This is a genomic window from Pseudomonas sp. R3-52-08, from assembly GCF_003851745.1.
GTDB lineage: Bacteria > Pseudomonadota > Gammaproteobacteria > Pseudomonadales > Pseudomonadaceae > Aquipseudomonas.
The window spans coordinates 1,287,694-1,305,285 of sequence record NZ_CP027730.1 but is presented as its reverse complement, the minus strand read 5'-3'; the positions used below and the strand labels follow the sequence as shown (position 1 = coordinate 1,305,285).

Below are 17,592 nucleotides of genomic sequence, written 5' to 3'. Positions count from 1 at the left end.
CCGATGGCGGTATGTCAGTTGCACATTGGCTGGCTGACACATTGCTATCGGGGGCAAGCCCCCTCCCACATTGGTTTTGCGTTGCTTGTTCAATCAGGACAAGGCTGCAACCTCTCTGCGCCCATCATTCCCGCCGACACACATCGCAGTGCCGTTGGAGATCTAAAAATGTGGGAGGGGGCTTGCTCCCGATGGCGGTATGTCAGTTGCACATTGGCTGGCTGACACACTGCTATCGGGAGCAAGCCCCCTCCCACATTGATTTTGCGGCGCCCTCAGGCTACAGAACGCACCGCCCCATTGGTCGGCTGCAACTTGAACACGTAGAACAACACCGTCAACAACACCAGAAACGCAGGCCCGACATACAGCGCCACGCGGGTGTCCGGGAAGTAAGCCATCAGGCCCACCACCAGCACCAGGAACGCCAGCGCCAGGTAGGAGCTGACCGGGTACAGCCACATGCGGTACTTGAGGCCCGCCTGCTCGGCCGGGCTCAGGCCTTTGCGGAATTTGAGCTGGGCCAGCAGGATCATCAGCCAGGTCCAGATCGCGCCGAAGGTTGCGATGGAGGTGACCCACACGAACACCTGGTCCGGCACCAGGTAGTTGAGCAACACGCCCAGCAGCAAGGCAAAGATCGACAGCAGCAGCGCCTTACGTGGCACGCCATTGCTTGAGGTGGTGCCGAACGTCGCGGGCGCCTGGCCGTTCTGCGCCAGGCTATAGAGCATGCGCCCGGTGCTGAAGATGCCGCCGTTGCACGACGACAGCGCGGCGGTGATCACCACGAAGTTGATGATGCCCGCTGCGGTCTTGATACCCAGGCGCTCGAACGTCATCACGAACGGGCTGCCCTGGGTGCCGATTTCATTCCACGGGTAGATCGACAGGATGACGAACAACGCGCCCACATAGAACAGCAGGATGCGCCAGAACACCGAGCCGATGGCGCTGGGGATGGTCTTCTGCGGGTTGCGCGCTTCACCGGCGGTGAGGCCGATCATCTCCACGCCCAGGTAGGCGAACATCACCATCTGCAACGACATCAATACGCCTTGCACGCCGTTGGGCATGAAGCCGCCATGGGTCCACAGGTTGGAGATGCCCAGCGCCACGCCGTCATTGCCAAAACCGAAAGCGATGATGCCGACGCCGCCGATCACCATGGCAATGATGGTGACGATCTTGATCAGGGCAAACCAGAATTCGAACTCACCGAAGGCCTTGACCGCGATCAGGTTGATGGTGCCCATGCTGATCAGCGCCGCCAGGGCCCAGATCCAGCGCGGGGTGTCGGGAAACCAGACGCCCATGTACACCGCCACGGCGGTGATTTCCGCGATGCAGGTCACCAACCACAGGAACCAGTAGTTCCAGCCGGTCAGGAAACCGGCCAACGGGCCGAGGTAGTCCTGTGCATAACGGCTGAAGGAACCGGCGACCGGGTTGTGTACGGCCATCTCGCCGAGGGCACGCATGATCACCAGGATGGCCAGGCCACCGATGATGTAGGACAGCATGATGGCCGGGCCGGCCATTTCGATGGCCTTGGCCGAGCCGAGGAACAGGCCGACACCGATACAGGCACCGAGGGCCATCAGGCGGATATGCCGTTCACCCAATTCGCGTTTGAGCGGGCCGCCTGAAGCGGTCTCGCCATGGGGCAGTTGGTTGCCGACTGGCATAGGGATACAACCTCATCTTGTTATTGGATTGTCCGTCGAGTTTCCACGGTGCAAGCCGGTAAGCCTGCGCCCTTGTTGAAACCGGGGCCGCCTCATGGACGGGCCCGTCTTGCCAGGCAAGATCAACGGGGCGTGCAGTATAAAAAGCCCGGAGTAGGGCCTTTCACTATAAAAACGAGGCAATTTAGGGGAAGCGTTGGTCAAAATGCAATTTTACAGGAGCATCTGACCTGCATCGGGCGACAAAACGTCGCGGAGGCGCCGCTGTAGATCCGCCGGAAAATTCCTACACTCAAAACACAATTCCCTCACACCCAGCCATCAGCGACTAAACTTCAGGCAAGTCCGATCTATCTGCGTGAAGGGATCAATCGACTATGGGCGCACTGTGGCAAACCGAATCGAGCAAGGCTGCGAAAGTACATGGCAGTTCGGACCCAGCGCCTTTATCCAAAAATAAACCCAGGCCTCGTTACGCACGGCGCCTGTTCTGGTTGATTGTGTTGATGGCGCTGGCGGCCCTGGGGTTTGCCGTCGCCAAGGAGCTGCGCACCTCACGCCTGCAGGCCCAGGAACTGAGCCGCCTGGCCCGTGACCTGACCTATCGGTTGGAGCCCGGCCCCAGCCCGGCAATCGCCTATCCCGGCGCCGGGCCCTTCGACCGGCGTCTCGGTTACAGCGACCTCGGCACGTTCCTGCCACGCTTGCTCAAACGCGGTTATGTGATTGAAACCCAGGCGCGCTTTTCGGCCGAATTGATGGACTACAGCACCAAGGGCCTGTTCGTGCCCTACGCGGAAAAAATCCAGGCCGGGTTGTCCATCACCGACTGCCGCGCCGTGCCGCTCTACCAATACAACTATCCGCAACAACTGTACGAAAACTTCGCTGCGATCCCGCCGGTGGTGGTCAACAGCCTGCTGTTCATCGAGAACCGCGACCTGCTCGACCCGGCTCAGCCCGAAGCCAACCCGGCGGTGGACTGGCCGCGCTTCGCCAAAGCGGCCTGGTCACAAGTGGCCAGGCTCCTGCATTTGCCCGGGCAGACCGCCGGTGGCAGCACCCTCGCGACCCAGCTGGAAAAGTACCGTCACTCCCCCGACGGCCTGACCCTGTCGGGCGGCGAGAAACTGCGGCAGATGTTTTCCGCCAGCGTACGCGCCTACCAGGATGGTCCGCAGACCTTGCAGGCACGCCGCAATATCGTGCGCGACTACCTCAACAGCGTGCCGTTGTCCGCCGTGCCCGGTCACGGTGAAGTGCATGGCCTGGCCGAAGGGTTGCGGGTGTGGTACGGCGCCGACTTCAACCGCACCAACGCCCTGCTCGCCGACAGCAGCACGCAAAACCTCGGGCAAAAAGGCCTGGCCCTGCGTGAAGTGTTGTCATTGATGATCGCCCAGCGCCGGCCCTCGCACTACCTGTCCAAGGGCCACGCCGAACTGGCGAACCTGACCGACAGCCACATTCGCCTGCTCGCGCAGAACGCGGTCATCGACCCGGCCCTGGCACAGGCCGCCCTGGCCAGCAAGGTGAGCTATCGCGATTGGCTGCAACAGCCGACGATTCAACCGATTGAAACCAACAAAGGCATCAGTGTTGCCCGCAGCCGCCTGGCCGCCCTGCTCAATCGCCCGCTGTACGAACTCGACCGCCTGGACCTGTCCGCCACCAGCACCTTGCAGGATGACTTGCAAACCCAAGCCACCACCTACCTCAAGCACCTGGCCGACCCCGCCTTCGCCGGGCAAATCGGCTTGCTCGGCCCGCGCCTGTTGACGCCCGCCAGCACCGCGCAAGTGCGCTACAGCTTCACGCTCTATGAGATGACCGCCGATGGCGCACGGGTGCGGGTACAGACCGACAACACCGACCAACCTTTCGATATCAACGAGAGCAGCAAGCTGGAACTGGGCTCCACCGCCAAGCTGCGGGTGCTGACCACCTACCTGCAAATCATCAGCGAACTGCACGATCGTTATGCCGACCAGCCCCCCGCCGAGCTGAAAAAGATCAGCGTCGACGAGCAGGATCGCCTGTCGCGCTGGGCCGTGGATTACCTGGCGCAAAACCGCGACCGGAGCCTGCCGAAGATGCTCGACGCGGCGCTCGAGCGGCAATATTCGGCCAGCCCCGGCGAACGCTTTTTCACCGGTGGCGGCCTGCATCACTTCAATAACTTTCGCAACGAAGACAACGGGCGTAACCCCACGCTGCGCGAGGCCCTGCGTGAGTCGATCAACCTGCCGTTCATTCGCCTGATGCGCGACCTGGTGCGCTACAGCACCTATCAGGGCCCCAACAGCAGCGCCGAGTTGCTCAAGGACGACAGCGACCCACGCCGCCAGGAGTACCTGGCGCAATTCGCCGACCGCGAGGGCACCACCTTCCTGCTGCGCTTCTGGAAGCGCTACCGCAACAAAGACACCCAGGCCCGGCTCGACACTTTTCTCGACAGCATGCACCCCACCGCCATGCGCCTGGCCGCAGTGCACCGTTATCTGCTGCCCCAGGCCAACCAGGACAGCTTCAACCGTTTCGTGCGCGCGCACCTGCCCACCAAGGCCCCGGAAAAACTCACCGATGAACGCCTGGCCAAGCTCTACAAGGATTACGGTCCCGGCGCCTACGACCTGCCGGACCAAGGCTATATCGCCAAGGTCCATCCACTGGATTTGTGGCTGCTCGGTTACCTGCTGAACCACCCCGACGCCACCTTCACCCAGGCCGTCGCCGCCAGTGAGCACGAACGCCAGGAAGTCTACGGCTGGCTGTTCAAGAGCCGCCACAAGAGCGCCCGCGACAGTCGCATCCGCACCATGCTGGAGATCGAAGCATTCCTGGATATTCATCAACGCTGGCAGGCTGTGGGCTACCCGTTCGATCACTTGGTGCCGTCCCTGGCCACCGCCATTGGCAGCTCGGGAGATCGCCCGGCGGCCCTGGCGGAGCTGGTCGGGATCATTCTCAATGACGGTGTGCGCGAGCCGACCGTGCGTATCGACAGCCTGCACTTTGCCGCCGGCACCCCGTATGAAACCCGCTTGGTCAACAACCCGGACCGAGGCAAGCGGGTCATGCCCAGTGAAGTCGCCAACGCCTTGCGCGAGGCGTTGTCCCAGGTGGTGGATGCCGGTACCGCAAAACGTGTGGCCGGCAGCTTCAAACTGGCTGATGGCACACCTCTGGCCATGGGCGGCAAGACCGGCACCGGCGACAACCGCATCGAAGCAATCGGTGCCGGCGGGCGCCTACTCAGCTCCAAGGCGATCAACCGCACCGCCACCTTTGTGTTCTATATCGGCGACCGCCATTTCGGCACGCTGACCGCATTCGTCCCCGGCGCCTCGGCCCAAGGCTTCACCTTCACCTCGGCATTGCCGGTGCAAGTGCTCAAGGGCATGGCGCCGCTGCTCAGCCCTTATCTGCAACCCGGCAGCCGGACGCAGTGCCAGCCAGGGGAGCAAGCTCTTTCAAAGTTAAATAACTTACCGATTTAAAGGGTTAAAACTCACTTTGAGAATATAAATTCTGCATTCCCCACAACAACCCGCACACTTCAGTCCCAACTTAGCTGCAATATATTGAACGTTTGTTCTTGATTTCGACGGATAGGCTAGGCACTCGAGCCACTTAACGAGTTCAACTTGATGCCTATACGTTCACTGCCTTCCAGCACGCCTGCGCGCGCCTATAAAGGCCCTCACTATGACTTGATCAAACAGACAATTCCGGACTGGCTTGCCACCGCCTCCCTGGCCCGGGCCCATCAGATGAGCGCCGCCGACCTTTCTCGACTGCCCGCTTACACCCGCGCCCTCCCCGCACAGCATCAAGACCTGCAAACGGCCAATGCTGAAGGCTGGCGGACGCAAAATGCCGTGGACCGACAACTGCGCGACATACAGGACGTGTATGCCTTTGCCGAACCCCTGCTGAAACAAGCCATTCTGGACAAGTACCACCTTGACCTGAACGTCAAATCAACGTTTCTGCACCTGTATATCGCCAAGAAACTGCCTAAGTACGTCCACAGTTTTTTCAAGGGCGTGACCAGCCGTAAGGTGTCATTGCTCGACGCGGCCTTGCAGAACTTTGCCGTCGGGGAATCCTTCGAAAGCGACTCCAGCTATATCACCCGTCCCGACTACCGTGGCCACTTCCAGCCCCTGGCGTTGAGCGACACGATGTCCATCCCACAGTTCAAGGCCTTGTGCCGTGGACTGGACCTCGGCGCACGCTATCAACAACACCTGAACAACTACTTGCTGCCAACGGATCTCGACGCACGCACCACCTTGAAAAACCAGGTCATCGCCAGCCAGAAAGCCGCGCTCAAGGCGGCGGCACACCTGGCTTACCTGCCCACCGACGGCCAACAGGTCGCGGACCTGAGTGCCGCGGCCTACCACGTGTTGATGCGCGCGTTGCGCGGCGAACGTGGCGTGATGCGGTTCTATCAACTGCACATCCTCGATGCTTCACTGAGCGGTATCCTGCTGATCGCCGCTGACCTGGATCGGGTTTCCAGCGTCTCGAAACTGATCGCCTACATCCCCCATGACCCCGAGAGTCCCGTCAAGGAGTACACCTCCAGCCTTGCGTTCATGCTCGACCTGACCCGCAAGCTGCAAACCAATGCATCGATACCGTCTCGCCAGGGGCAAACCTATCAACAGTTCTTCAGCCAGTTTGTCGACCATAACCAACGCGGGCATTTCTTTGCCGGACTCAATCAGCGGCTGCCCAACGTTCGGTGGCACCCGGCGCAACCACTGGAGCCGCGCCCTCAATGGCGGGAAGCGCCGCTGGACAATCCCAACCTGCACTTCTCCTCGCCCGCCATCGAGGGCGATCTATGGGAATACCGCTACCAGCAATCCTTCAACAAGATATTCAACGACGCACGCAGCATCGCGGTGCCTACGGCCGACGCCGACAGAGCAGAGCGCTGGGCCTGGTGGGACAACTTCACAAAAATCCTCTCGGATATTTTCAATGTCGCGCTGCTGGTCATCACTCCGTTCGTGCCGTTCCTCGGCGAGCTGATGCTGGCATACACCGCCTACCAACTGGCCAGCGATGTGATCGAAAGCGTGGTAGACCTGGCCGAAGGGCAGTTTATAGAAGCCGCCGAACACCTCGTCACGGTCGCCACCGATACGATCCAACTGGCACTTTTCGCCATCGGTGGAGAAGTCGCGAGCGCGTTCAAACGTTCGCTCTTCGTCGACAATTTGCGCGCGGTTGAAGTCGGCGGGCAACAGCGCCTGTGGAACCCGGACCTGGCGCGTTACGCCCACGACAACCTGCAGCTGGCGAGCGACTCTCAGCCCGATGAACTGGGCCTGCATACGCACCAGAACCAGAAAGTCCTGCCGCTGGATAACCGGCACTACGTCATCGAATACGACGCCACCCACCACACCCATCGCATCAAGCATCCCACCCGTCCCGGCGCCTATTCACCCAGCATCGAGCATCACGCCAGTGGCGCGTGGATCCATGAAGGCGAGGCCCCCAACACCTGGGACAGCGAGACGCTGCGTCGGCGCCTCGGGCCTGCGGTGGAGGACCTCAGCCCCGCCCAACTTGCACAGGCCTGCCAGACCAGCGGCACCCACGACGACGCCTTGCGCATGATGTACGCCCAACGCAACACCCCACCGCCGCTATTGGCCGACAGCCTCAAACGGATAAAGCTGCGCCAGCAACTCGAAATTGCCCCGCAGCAGGTTCGCACCGGGGCCAGTGCGGATCTGCCGCCCAACTGGACGGTGCAAACCACCACCGAACTCCAGGGTTGGCCGGCAAACAAAGCCATCCAGGTGTTCATCAACAGCGACTTGACCGGCCACTCCATCGTCTACGGCGCCAACGACGTCACCGCTGCCAACACCCTGCGCCTCAGCTATCAGGCTGTGGAAGCCGGCCAGTGGTTCGAACAGGTCATCGCGTTCCTGAGCGACACCGAGCGGATGGCCTTGCTTGCAGCGCCCGACGCGCAAACCCTGCCCGAACCCGTTATGGCGCTGCGTGAGCGCCTGGCCAATGAGTTGGTGCAGCAGAACACCAGCGTGTTCAACCACCTTTACAGCACCCATGAAGCGCTCAATACCCCGCAGGGCCGACTGATTCAACAGCAGTTTGCGCTATTGCCCAAAGACCTGGTGACCACGTTGCTGCTGCGCACCTCGCCACAAGAGTCGAGCGTGATGAGCCGTGAACGGCGCATCCCCTTGCGCCTGAAAAACCTGGCCCGGGAACTGACCAATGAAGTCCGCGCCAGCCATGCCAGTGAAGGCCTCTACCACGATGCCTTGCTGACCCCGGACACCGAGCGCATGGCCCTCAATATCGTGCGCCTGCACACCGATGCCCTGGGCGACTTGAACATTGCCATTCACGATCAGACGCCCAGCGGCAGCCTGCGTTGCCAGGTGGGGCCGGCCGACGCGGGCACGAAAAAAATACTCCTGTACAAGGGCCAGGGCCGTTACCAGTTGCACGCTGCGTCGCTTTCCACCCCGCCGCCGCAGTACACCTTTTATGAAGCGTTGTTGCGCGCGGTCCCCACGGACACGCTTGACTACCGGCCAGGTCAAGGCGCGAACTTCAAGGAATGGCTCAAAGCGCAACTGGCGCCACCGGCCGAACGCCGCAACGTGATAGCGGACAGCCCGCTAGCCCCGGCCGAGCAGCGCACCACACAACACTTACTGCAAAAACCCATGTGGGGGGCTTTCCTCCGATGGGTCCTGAGGCAACCCCCACAGCCGCCGACCCCTCGGGAAACGCTGATGAAGCTGTGCCCACGTTTGACTGAGGAACAGATCCAGAAAGTGCTGCCCCACCTGAGCACTCTGCAAGGCGAGCAACTGCTCGGCACACTTGAAGCTGACCATGCGACGCTGCACGAAGACCTGAACAAGTTCCGCAAAAAACCACTCGTAGACCCTATGGCAAGCACCGATCAAGCCCTGCTTGAAATACACACTCGACGCCAGGTCATCCATGGGTTGACTGCCTGCTGGGAAGACGGTGCCTACCTGCGCATGCAACCGATGGAAGCGAAAACCCGCGGTGCCCTGCTGGACTTGAACGGGCTGGCCCTGGGTCTTCACCTGGAACGCCTGGGGCCACTGCGAGCAGACTTCAGTCATGTCACCCGCTTGAATCTCAGCGGCTCAGCGCTGGGCGATCGCGAATTACCCTTTCTCGATAATTTCCACAACCTGCGCGACCTGGACCTGTCGGCCAATCGTCTCGACAAGGTGCCGTCGCAGATATTGCCCATGAACGGCCTGACCGTCCTGAACCTGGGTGACAACCCTATTGCATGGTCGCCCTCCGACCACGCCACGCTTAAACAATGCCCACAGTTGCGCGCCTTGAATCTGGAAGGTAATACCCGCCTGGAAACCCCACCGGATGTCAGCCAAATGCCGGAGCTGCGCCTGCTGGTACTCAATAGAGCCGGTATCACTCAATGGCCGCAAGGGCTGGAAAGCCCGAGGCCCGCCCTGCTGAAACTGGACCTGAGAAACACGGCGATCAACACCGTCCCCGTGTTTGCGCCAGAAACTCCCGCCGCCAGGATTGTGGCCAACAGTTGGCTGGATATGACCAGGCTTGAATTCGAGGATGAACAACGCTTCGTCAGTTATCGCCGGGCCCAGGGGATCGACCCTTACCGCACCACGCCTCGCGGCGGTAAAACCGACAGCCAATTCTGGATGGTTGGCCTGACACCTGAACAGCGCAACACGGCACAGAAGGTGTGGGACGAGGTGGAAGCGGAACACGGCTCCCAGGGTTTGTTCGAGGTGTTCAGACTGTTGCAGCCGCCTGCAGGTTTTCAAACCGAAATCGATGCGCATTTGTTTGAACAAGGTCGCGAGGACCTCTCCCAGCGAATCTGGCAGGTGGTGTTTCGTGCCTATGAGAGCACCGGGTTTCGCGAGCGGGTATTCAGTTTGGCCGGCCCACCGGCCCTGTGCGCAGATGCAGGGGCCCATACGTTCAACCGTATCGGCGTGGAAACCCTGCTGGAAATCATCCGCAATGACAGCAGCCCTCACCTCGAACGCCACCTGGTGACACTGGCCAAGCAGACCTGGCGCCTGGAGCAGATCAACCAAATCGCCCACAAGGAAATCCAGCATCGCGTCGCGCCAGAAAGCGAGGGCGGATTGGGCCAGGCGTTTGGCAGCGGTGAAAACCAGGTCGATGATGTGCAGGTGTACCTCGCCTACCAAACCGGGCTCAAACGCCGTCTCGACCTGCCGTGGCTGTCCGAACACATGGTCTACCGCAACACGGCCGGGCTGACTCAAGAACATCTGGATACTGCGGTGCGCCAGGTTATCGAGCTGTCACAGGGCGACGGCCTGGTCAATGGCATTCTTGAGCAACCGTTCTGGGCCGACTACCTGCATGACGCCCATCTGGAAGCGTTCAAGGCTCAAGCCGAGAAACGCACACACGCCGGCAGCCAACTGGAGGATTTACGGGATGCCCACGCGGAATGGATCGGCGCCGAGGTGACGCCTGAGCGCAAGGCACGTTTGCGCGAACAGATCATCACGCTGGCCAATGAACTGACGATCCCCCATACCGTGGTGCTGGCCGAAGAACCCTTCTCCGATGCCACCGTGCGACGGCTTTACAGTGACATCCAGGATGACTACAACGAGTTGGCGCGCCGTTTGACGCGACAAGCGCTGCTGGATGCGTACGAATAACCGAACGCGTCACAAGCGACGTACAGGTACTGGGCCGAGACGTTTCAGCCGTTTACTTCCACAACCCTGTCAGTCCCGCCTTCCACCACCTGAAAGCGATACACGCGACCGGGCTGTTTCTCGAAACTGAACACCCGCCCCGGGAAGATGTGGTTCTTGGTAGTGGGTGCACAATCGGTTCGATTGCTGGCCGAACAGTCCTTGAACTCATCCACCACCACCACCGTGTTGCCGGCATTGCGCAAGGTGTAGTTGCGGCCGCCGTTTTCGATCCGAGTGTCATAACGGCTGTCCTTGGGCCGCACGAAAAATACCGTGCCGTAGCCGGCCATCACCCGCACGCCACCCGCGACCTTGTCCTCATAAGCCTTGCGCTCCTCTTCCGTGGCCCGGAACTCGTCATCCTTCTCCGGCGCCACGGGCAGGTAGCGCACCCGGAAGTACCGCTCGCGGTCACGTTCGCCCATGAATACAAAACGCGTGTTCTGCATACCGGTGGCCGGCACGATCAGCCGCGCCGGGCTGGCGATCAGGGCGTCCAACTGGTTCTTGACCGGGACTTCGTCATACGTGCCGTCAGGCTTGTAGAGCATCTCGGTCACGCTGATCTTGACGAAGGCGGTACTGGTGCCGCCATTGAATATGCGCTTGAGGTAGTTGTTTTTATCACCACTCAAGTAGTCGTAAAAATCCCCGACATGAATGGCCGGCCCGGCCTGGACATTGACGGACCACAGGCAGAACACCAACACAGCAGATAGATATTTCATAAGCACCTCGCTAAATCGTTCGACATCACGGCCTCACCGCATCAAACAGCAGATGTACGCTGCCAAAGTATTCACCCGGCGTATAACCGCCCTCAGGCTCTACCGCGGCAATCTCCAACAACACCCGTTTACCGAAACGGGCTTCGGCTTCCGGCACCACCAGGGTTTCGTCCAGGCTTAACACCTGGCCGTTGAAGGTGACGTTCAACGCAATCGAACGAGGGCCGTTGGACAGGACGGGCGCCTGGTTCAGGCGCGCCGCAATGCCGCCGCCGCTGTTCTTCACATCGAAGTGTTCACGTAGCGGTTTGAGGGTGCCCGGCACCAGGTGCCAGGCCATTTCCTGCTCACGCTCCAGGAATCCGGGGTTGATCGGCAGTACATAAAAGTCGCGGGTGGGAATGGTCACCGACACGTCGAAGACCTGCACTTCGCGAATGGCCAAGGCCTGGGCACTGAGCAACACCCCGATCACCAACAGCAACATCCCCAGGACGACTTTGCGGAATTTGCCCGCATGAGCTCTCTCAATGACCATCAGCCTTTGACCTCATGTGTGTTTTTCTCGCCGCCCTCGATCAGGGTAAAGCGATAAGTGCGACCGGCCTGCTTGGTAAAGCTGAAATCGCGACCGGGCAGGATGTGGCTCTTGGTGGTGGGCTGGCAGTCCTGGGGTTCAGCGGTGGAGCAGTCCTTGAACTCATCGACCACCACCACGCTGTTGCCCGCGTTGCGCAACCCGTACTCGCCCTCACGGTCTTCGGTGCGCGTGTCAAACCGGGTGGTTTTGGGGCGCACGAAAAACACCGTGCCGAATCCCGCCAACACCGTGACGCCTGCCGACAGGCTGTTTTTGTAGGCCTCTCGATCGTCGCTGGAAACGCCAAACTCATCGTCTTTTTCGGGCATTACCGGCACGAAGCGCAGGCGAAAATAGCGCTCGCTTTCGCGCTCGCCCAGGTAAAGCAAGCGTGTGCCCTGCATGCCATTGGCCGGTACGATCATGCGCGCCGGGGTGGCCATCAGACCGTCGCGGGCGGTGTTGTCGGCGTTGCTCTTAAGCTCCACTTCCTCAGACGAGCCGTCAGCGTTGTAGATAATTTCCATCACCGCGACCTTGATAAACGCCGTGCTGTCGCCGCCATTGAAGACACGCTTGAGGTAGGTGGATTTATCGCCGTCGAGGTAGTCGTAGAACACCCCGACATTGATGTTGGGGGCGGCCTGTGACAGCGACGACCAACAAAGCGCGGACAGCGCAAATAGATACTTCATACGCATGATTAAAGTTCCGAATCCCAGATGACCGTTGCCTGGCCCGAATAGGTGGTGCCGCCTTGGGTCACCATCGTGTCGGCGTGTTCTTTCTTGACCTCGAAGTGCAACGTTCCGGGGCGACGGTTGACGTAAAAGCCTGGCTGGAATACTTCGGTGCCAGCACCACTCAAGAGCAATGGCTGGCGATTCACGGCGCCGCCGTCCGGGCGGGTCAATCCATGGGGCAGGCTTACGCTGATATCCAGGGGCACTTCATGGTCGTCACCGTTTTTCAAGGCGCAGGTGTCGCCGATTACACGCTCGCACTCCAACTGCATCTTGAAACGCGAAGACGCGGAGATATTGAAGGTCTGGTCGCGGAATAGGCGTGCAGGTTTTCGGCCCTGGTTCAGCCAGGCTTGCCAGCCGCCCTGAGGTACCAGCTCGATACGGTTACCCCCCGCTGGGACCTCGACATTGAGATCGTGCTCCACGCTCAAGGTGAAGTTAAACGTGATGCTGTTTTTGGAGGGGATCATCACGTCACCGAAGTCGTAGTCCCCACCCGGCCCCATGGTGTAAGTGATACCTCCCCTGTACTGACCACCGGACATTCCCAAGGGGTTGGGAGCCCTGAGTTCGTAGGCATACTCCATGGTATTAAAACGCAAGGTCGCCAGGTCTTTTGAGGGTTGCCGGCTGCAGGCCCCCGCCCCTTCAGGTGTCAGCCAAAAATACGAAGCGGTGGTGACACCGGCTGCAAGGTGGTTGGTACTTTGGCAGGGACTCGGAGCTCTCCGCCATTGGGTCGTCCACGCAATCCCGGGCTGCCCCCACGCTGAGACGCCTGGAGGCCGGGGAACGGTCCATAACCCCCCAATACCGGCGATACGCAGCTGTACGGTCTCGGTTTCTCCGGTGGCCATGTGCGTTACGGTCAAGTCACGCCAATCGGACGGCACCTTGACCATGAACCCCTGCCGCTCATCCTCATGATTAGCCACAATCGGTGCAATGGAGGCCGCGGTAAAGTTGTTGTCTCGCAGGCTGAAAATGTTCAGTGCCTTGCAACGGGCCGGAATATGGGCTGAGCAAATCGAACTGATGGGCGTGGTGTTCTCGAACTTGTTCACCATGGGGTTGCTGGGGTCTGGTCGGAAAACTGCCGTGATCTCTTCAGTACTGCCTAGTGCCGACGAACTGAACACACAGCTTCCCCACCCGAAAAACAACAGGCCCAATGAACCGCGCTGAATCTGACGTTTCAGCCATATACTTTTCATTTAATAAAAATCTCCAAGCTCCGGTAATGACACGTTTAGAGTTCCGACTCCCAAATGGCCGTTACCTGGCCCGAATAGGTGGTACCGCCCTGGGCCACCATCGTGTCGACGTGTTCTTTCTTGACCTCAAAATGCAGCGTTCCCGGGCGGTGATTGACGTAGAACCCTGGCTGGAACTCCTCGGTACCAGCACCGCTCAAGAGCAAAGGTTGCCGGTCAACGCCGGAGCCATCGGGACGAGTCAGGCCGTGGGGAAGGCTTACGCTGATATCCAGGGGGACCTCGTGGCCGTCACCGCTTTTCAAGGCGCAGGTGTCGCCGATTACACGCTCGCACTCCAACTGCATCTTGAAACGCGACGACACGAAGATGTGGAAAGTCTGATCGCGGAACAACCGCGCGGGTTTGCGGCCCTGGTTCAACCAGGCTTGCCAGCCGCCCTGAGGGACCAACTCAATACGATTACCGCCCGGAGGAAGCTCGACCTTAAGGGCGTGCTCCACGTCCAGAACGAAGTTGAGCGTTAATAGGTTGTCGTCGGGCAACATGACGTCACCCATGTCGAAGTCCTGGCCAGGGCCGATCAGAAAATTATGAGTCCCCTCATAAGTGCCCGATAACATACCCAGAGGGTTCGGTGTGATCAGTTCATAGGAAATACTCAAGTTCGAGTATTTGAAGTCAGGGAGGATGTGCGTAGGGCGCTTGAAGCAAACACCGGCGCCTGGAGGTACCCGCCAGAAAAACCCGTAATAGTAAGCGTTGCCATACCCTACGCCGCCATATTGACACGGGGATGGAGCATTGACCCAGTTGCTCCCCTCCCATGTACCCTCATGCAGTGGCTGCGTCTGCTCATGGGCTCCGCCTATACCGCTGACCCGCAGGAGAACCTGTTCTGTATGCCCTATCTCCCGATGCCTGACAGTCACTGCCGTTAACGAAGAAGGGACTTGGAACATCGGCCCGTTACGTATCTCGTCCAAAGGCTGAATCGGAACGACGGCGTTGAAGTTGATCGGAAAATTGATGCTGAACACCCCATTTTGACAATACGCCGGGTGATCACGGCAATACCCTCCAGGCGGCGTGGTGTTCTCAAACTGGTTCGCCATCGGGTTGCCGGGATCCGGACGGAACACTGCCGTGATCTCTTCAGTAACGCCTGGCGCCGACGAGCTGAACAACAGGGCCGCTGCCACGGCCACAACCTGACTAAACAGTGCGCTCATGGTTTTCATGCTGATGGATGACCTCGTCATGACATTCAACCAGCGGTCTGAGCGTTAAGGGTGGAATCGGCCAAGGTGTCCGGCGTGCAGCGCAAATCACCAATCATCAGCACATTGTTTTCGCTGGGCGCTTTGGACGGATCAAGACGGAACTGGCACAGCAACTGATTGTTGTGGCGCACTTCCAGGGTCGGCGAGCTGGCGTTCATCTCCAGGGAGAAGAAACCATCCACTTCACTCACCCCACGGGTGGCGTGGTTGATGACGTGATGGCCCTTGAGCGGTTTGCCCTGTGGGTCGACCAGGCGCCCGAGGACGGTCACGGTTTGCATCACGTTGACCTTGAGGTATTCCACCCCGCCCTTGTTCAGGTGGTAACTGACACGGTGCGGCTGGATCGAGGCCGAAGGCGCGTGGTTGCCCTCAAAGTCGAACGTCACCGAGCCACCCTTGTAGGCCGTGATCGGGATAAAGTTGCGCCCAATCCGCAACGCGGTGCTGCCGCCACTGAAGTCATCGGCGCGCAGGGCGATGTCGTCGATATCGGTCTCGACGTCGACAATCATTCCTGCGCCGGTACCGGAATACTGGCTGGTGAGGACCATCTTCTGGCCGCCGAGGGCGAGGGTGCTCTCCAGGTTCAAGCCACCGCTCAGCTCATTGTTGAACGACGATTGCTGCACAAACGCATCGCCCTGCAGGGCTTCGGTGTCAAAGCTGGCCATGCCTGACATGCCGATGCCGTAGGTGTCGGTAGTTGCCGTGGCCGAGACGCTTTGCAGCAGGTGGTCTTGCAGGTCTTTGCGATAGGTCACAGAAGCGTTGTTATCACGCGACCCGTCCCGGGCGGTGCGCGTACCGAGGCTGGCGGACCACTGTTCACCCGGGCCGCCAAGGGCCACGCTGACACTCAGATCGACGCCGCGATTACGTTTGTCGCCAGTGCTGGCGCTGCCCGGCCGGTCGAACAGGGACAAGCGCCAGTTGGCGTCGCTGCCAAACAGATGGGTGCGCTCGCTCCAGCCCAGGTCCAGGCCAACACCTTCTACGTTACCTTCGGTGTGGGACAGTCTGGCACTCACCGAACGCAGGTTACTGAGCCGGTGATTCAGGGAAATCGATGAGTTACTGGTCTGGCCGACAAACACATTCACCTGGCGAATACGCGTGCCATCGGGCAGGTATTCGTAGGTATTACGGGTGTCCAGCCAGCTGCGAGTGTGGTTAAACACCACCGTGCCGGCACCATAGTTGTAGAGCCCGTTGAGGTCGACACCGGTGCCGTAGTTGTCGGTCTGGTAGACGTTGGCGTACACGCTGGCGGAGCTGGCAAGCGTCCAGTCGATGGAGGTGCCGTATTGCATGCTGTCTTTGACCTGGCGCCCCGAAACGCCCAACACCACGCGCGGGTGGGCCAGGTAGTTGAGGGAGACGCCGGCGGTCGTGTCGCCACTGGACTGTTCATCCCAGTTGCTGAGCAACTTGCTTTCCCGGCCGGCAAATACGTTATAGCGCCAGCGGTCATCGTTGTTGCGCCAGTTGTTGGGCTTGTAGACCAACTCCTGGGTGGTGTTAGTGACCTGGCCGTCTTCTATCAGGCGCACCTCGACCTCATAGATCCCGCCGGGCAACGGACGTGTGTCCAGGTTCTGCAGGCCACTGGTGACAGGCTGGGTGTTGATCAACAGGCCATTGCGATAAATCTCCACCGAACCCTGGCGGTTGGCGGTAATGGCAATCGGATAGATGCTGGCCTTGGGGTTGTTGATCATCAAGGTGTCGGAGCTGCCGTACATCACGCCGATGGCGGTGTCGGGGCTGGCGCCGAACGTGCGCAGTTGCCGGGTGAGACCTTCGGCATTGGGTGTGAAATAACCCAGGCGCAAAAACTGGCCTTCCAGTTCGCGCTGGGTGTAGAGCGAGTACACCGCATGGTTGAGGGCGTCGTCGTCCGGGCCGCCGAGGCGCGAGAACTGCGCGTTCAACACCTGGCTCCAATTGCCCAGGCTGCTGCTGGCGTCAATCCCAAAGCGCCCGCCCGTGTCCTGGCCCTGGCCGCCGTTAAGGTTCAGTTGGTTACGCACAATCAGGCCTGCGCTGCCCTCATGGGGAAGCTCGTGATAACGCCGGCTTTCGGTGTCGCGCTCGGCGTTCTCGGTCAGCAGTGAGACCAGGGATTTTTCCAGGTTGTAGTGCACGGCCAGCAACTGGTCGGGGCAATTACTCTCGCAGGTGCCCAGTGGCACTTGCTGCTTGAGGTACTCGGCCCAGCGCTCACGTTCATCGTCCTTGACCGGGCTTCCTTCATGGTCGTTAAACGAAATCAGTGTCAGGGTGTCTTCACGAGACAAGACAATCATTGCCTCCCCTACGAACTCTTGGTCACGCTCAACTCGAACGGCCAGGGGCACATCGAAAAAGTGCTCTTCAAAGTCCGCCGGCAAACCCTTGCTCTGAGCCAGCAAACTGCGCGGTGTTGTGCCATCGGCCACTGGAGCAGCTAACGCGCCCGCACAAAACGACAGGGCAAGCGCTGCCGCGATGGGAGTCATCGGGAACATGAACGGAATACTCTGAATACGGAAAATCAAACTATTGAGAACCGATCAACCGACGAA

The 17,592-nt window shown here is 60.0% G+C and carries 9 protein-coding genes; 2 read left to right on the top strand and 7 right to left on the bottom strand.

Annotated elements, in window-relative coordinates; translation table 11 throughout:
• Positions 1–275 precede the first annotated feature (275 nt).
• A complete protein-coding gene (locus C4J91_RS05890) occupies positions 276–1,688 on the bottom strand; it encodes an amino acid permease (protein ID WP_124361474.1) in 1,413 nt (470 codons plus the stop codon).
• Between the two features lie 377 nt (positions 1,689–2,065).
• On the opposite strand from C4J91_RS05890, the gene C4J91_RS05885 reads away from it, so the two are divergent.
• Positions 2,066–5,188: a transglycosylase domain-containing protein gene (locus C4J91_RS05885; protein ID WP_124361473.1), complete on the top strand. Its 3,123-nt coding sequence runs from the start codon at positions 2,066–2,068 to the stop codon at positions 5,186–5,188.
• 150 nt (positions 5,189–5,338) lie between these two features.
• Positions 5,339–10,432 (top strand): NEL-type E3 ubiquitin ligase domain-containing protein, encoded by a 5,094-nt coding sequence (locus tag C4J91_RS05880; protein WP_124361472.1) that lies wholly within the window; start codon positions 5,339–5,341, stop codon positions 10,430–10,432.
• A gap of 44 nt (positions 10,433–10,476) precedes the next feature.
• On the opposite strand, the gene C4J91_RS05875 is transcribed toward C4J91_RS05880, so the two are convergent.
• The 6 genes from C4J91_RS05875 to C4J91_RS05850 form a co-directional block, all read right to left on the bottom strand.
• Positions 10,477–11,202 carry a molecular chaperone gene (locus C4J91_RS05875; RefSeq protein WP_124361471.1) on the bottom strand — a complete coding sequence of 242 codons (726 nt, stop codon included), beginning with the start codon at positions 11,200–11,202 and terminating at the stop codon, positions 10,477–10,479.
• A gap of 25 nt (positions 11,203–11,227) precedes the next feature.
• On the bottom strand, positions 11,228–11,740 hold the full coding sequence (locus C4J91_RS05870) for a CS1 type fimbrial major subunit (RefSeq protein WP_256658917.1): 513 nt from the start codon (positions 11,738–11,740) through the stop codon (positions 11,228–11,230).
• Complete coding sequence (locus tag C4J91_RS05865; RefSeq protein WP_124365110.1) at positions 11,740–12,477, bottom strand: molecular chaperone; 738 nt, start codon at positions 12,475–12,477, stop codon at positions 11,740–11,742. The genes C4J91_RS05870 and C4J91_RS05865 overlap by 1 nt, the downstream gene beginning before the upstream one ends.
• Before the next feature lie 8 nt (positions 12,478–12,485).
• Complete coding sequence (locus C4J91_RS27965) at positions 12,486–13,130, bottom strand: hypothetical protein (RefSeq protein ID WP_305955267.1); 645 nt, start codon at positions 13,128–13,130, stop codon at positions 12,486–12,488.
• Between the two features lie 647 nt (positions 13,131–13,777).
• Positions 13,778–14,983, bottom strand: coding sequence for a hypothetical protein (locus C4J91_RS05855; protein ID WP_256681665.1), 1,206 nt, complete (start codon positions 14,981–14,983; stop codon positions 13,778–13,780).
• Between the two features lie 26 nt (positions 14,984–15,009).
• Entirely contained in the window at positions 15,010–17,535 is a 2,526-nt protein-coding gene (locus tag C4J91_RS05850) for a CS1-pili formation C-terminal domain-containing protein (RefSeq protein ID WP_124361470.1), read from the bottom strand.
• Between the last annotated feature and the right edge of the window lie 57 nt (positions 17,536–17,592).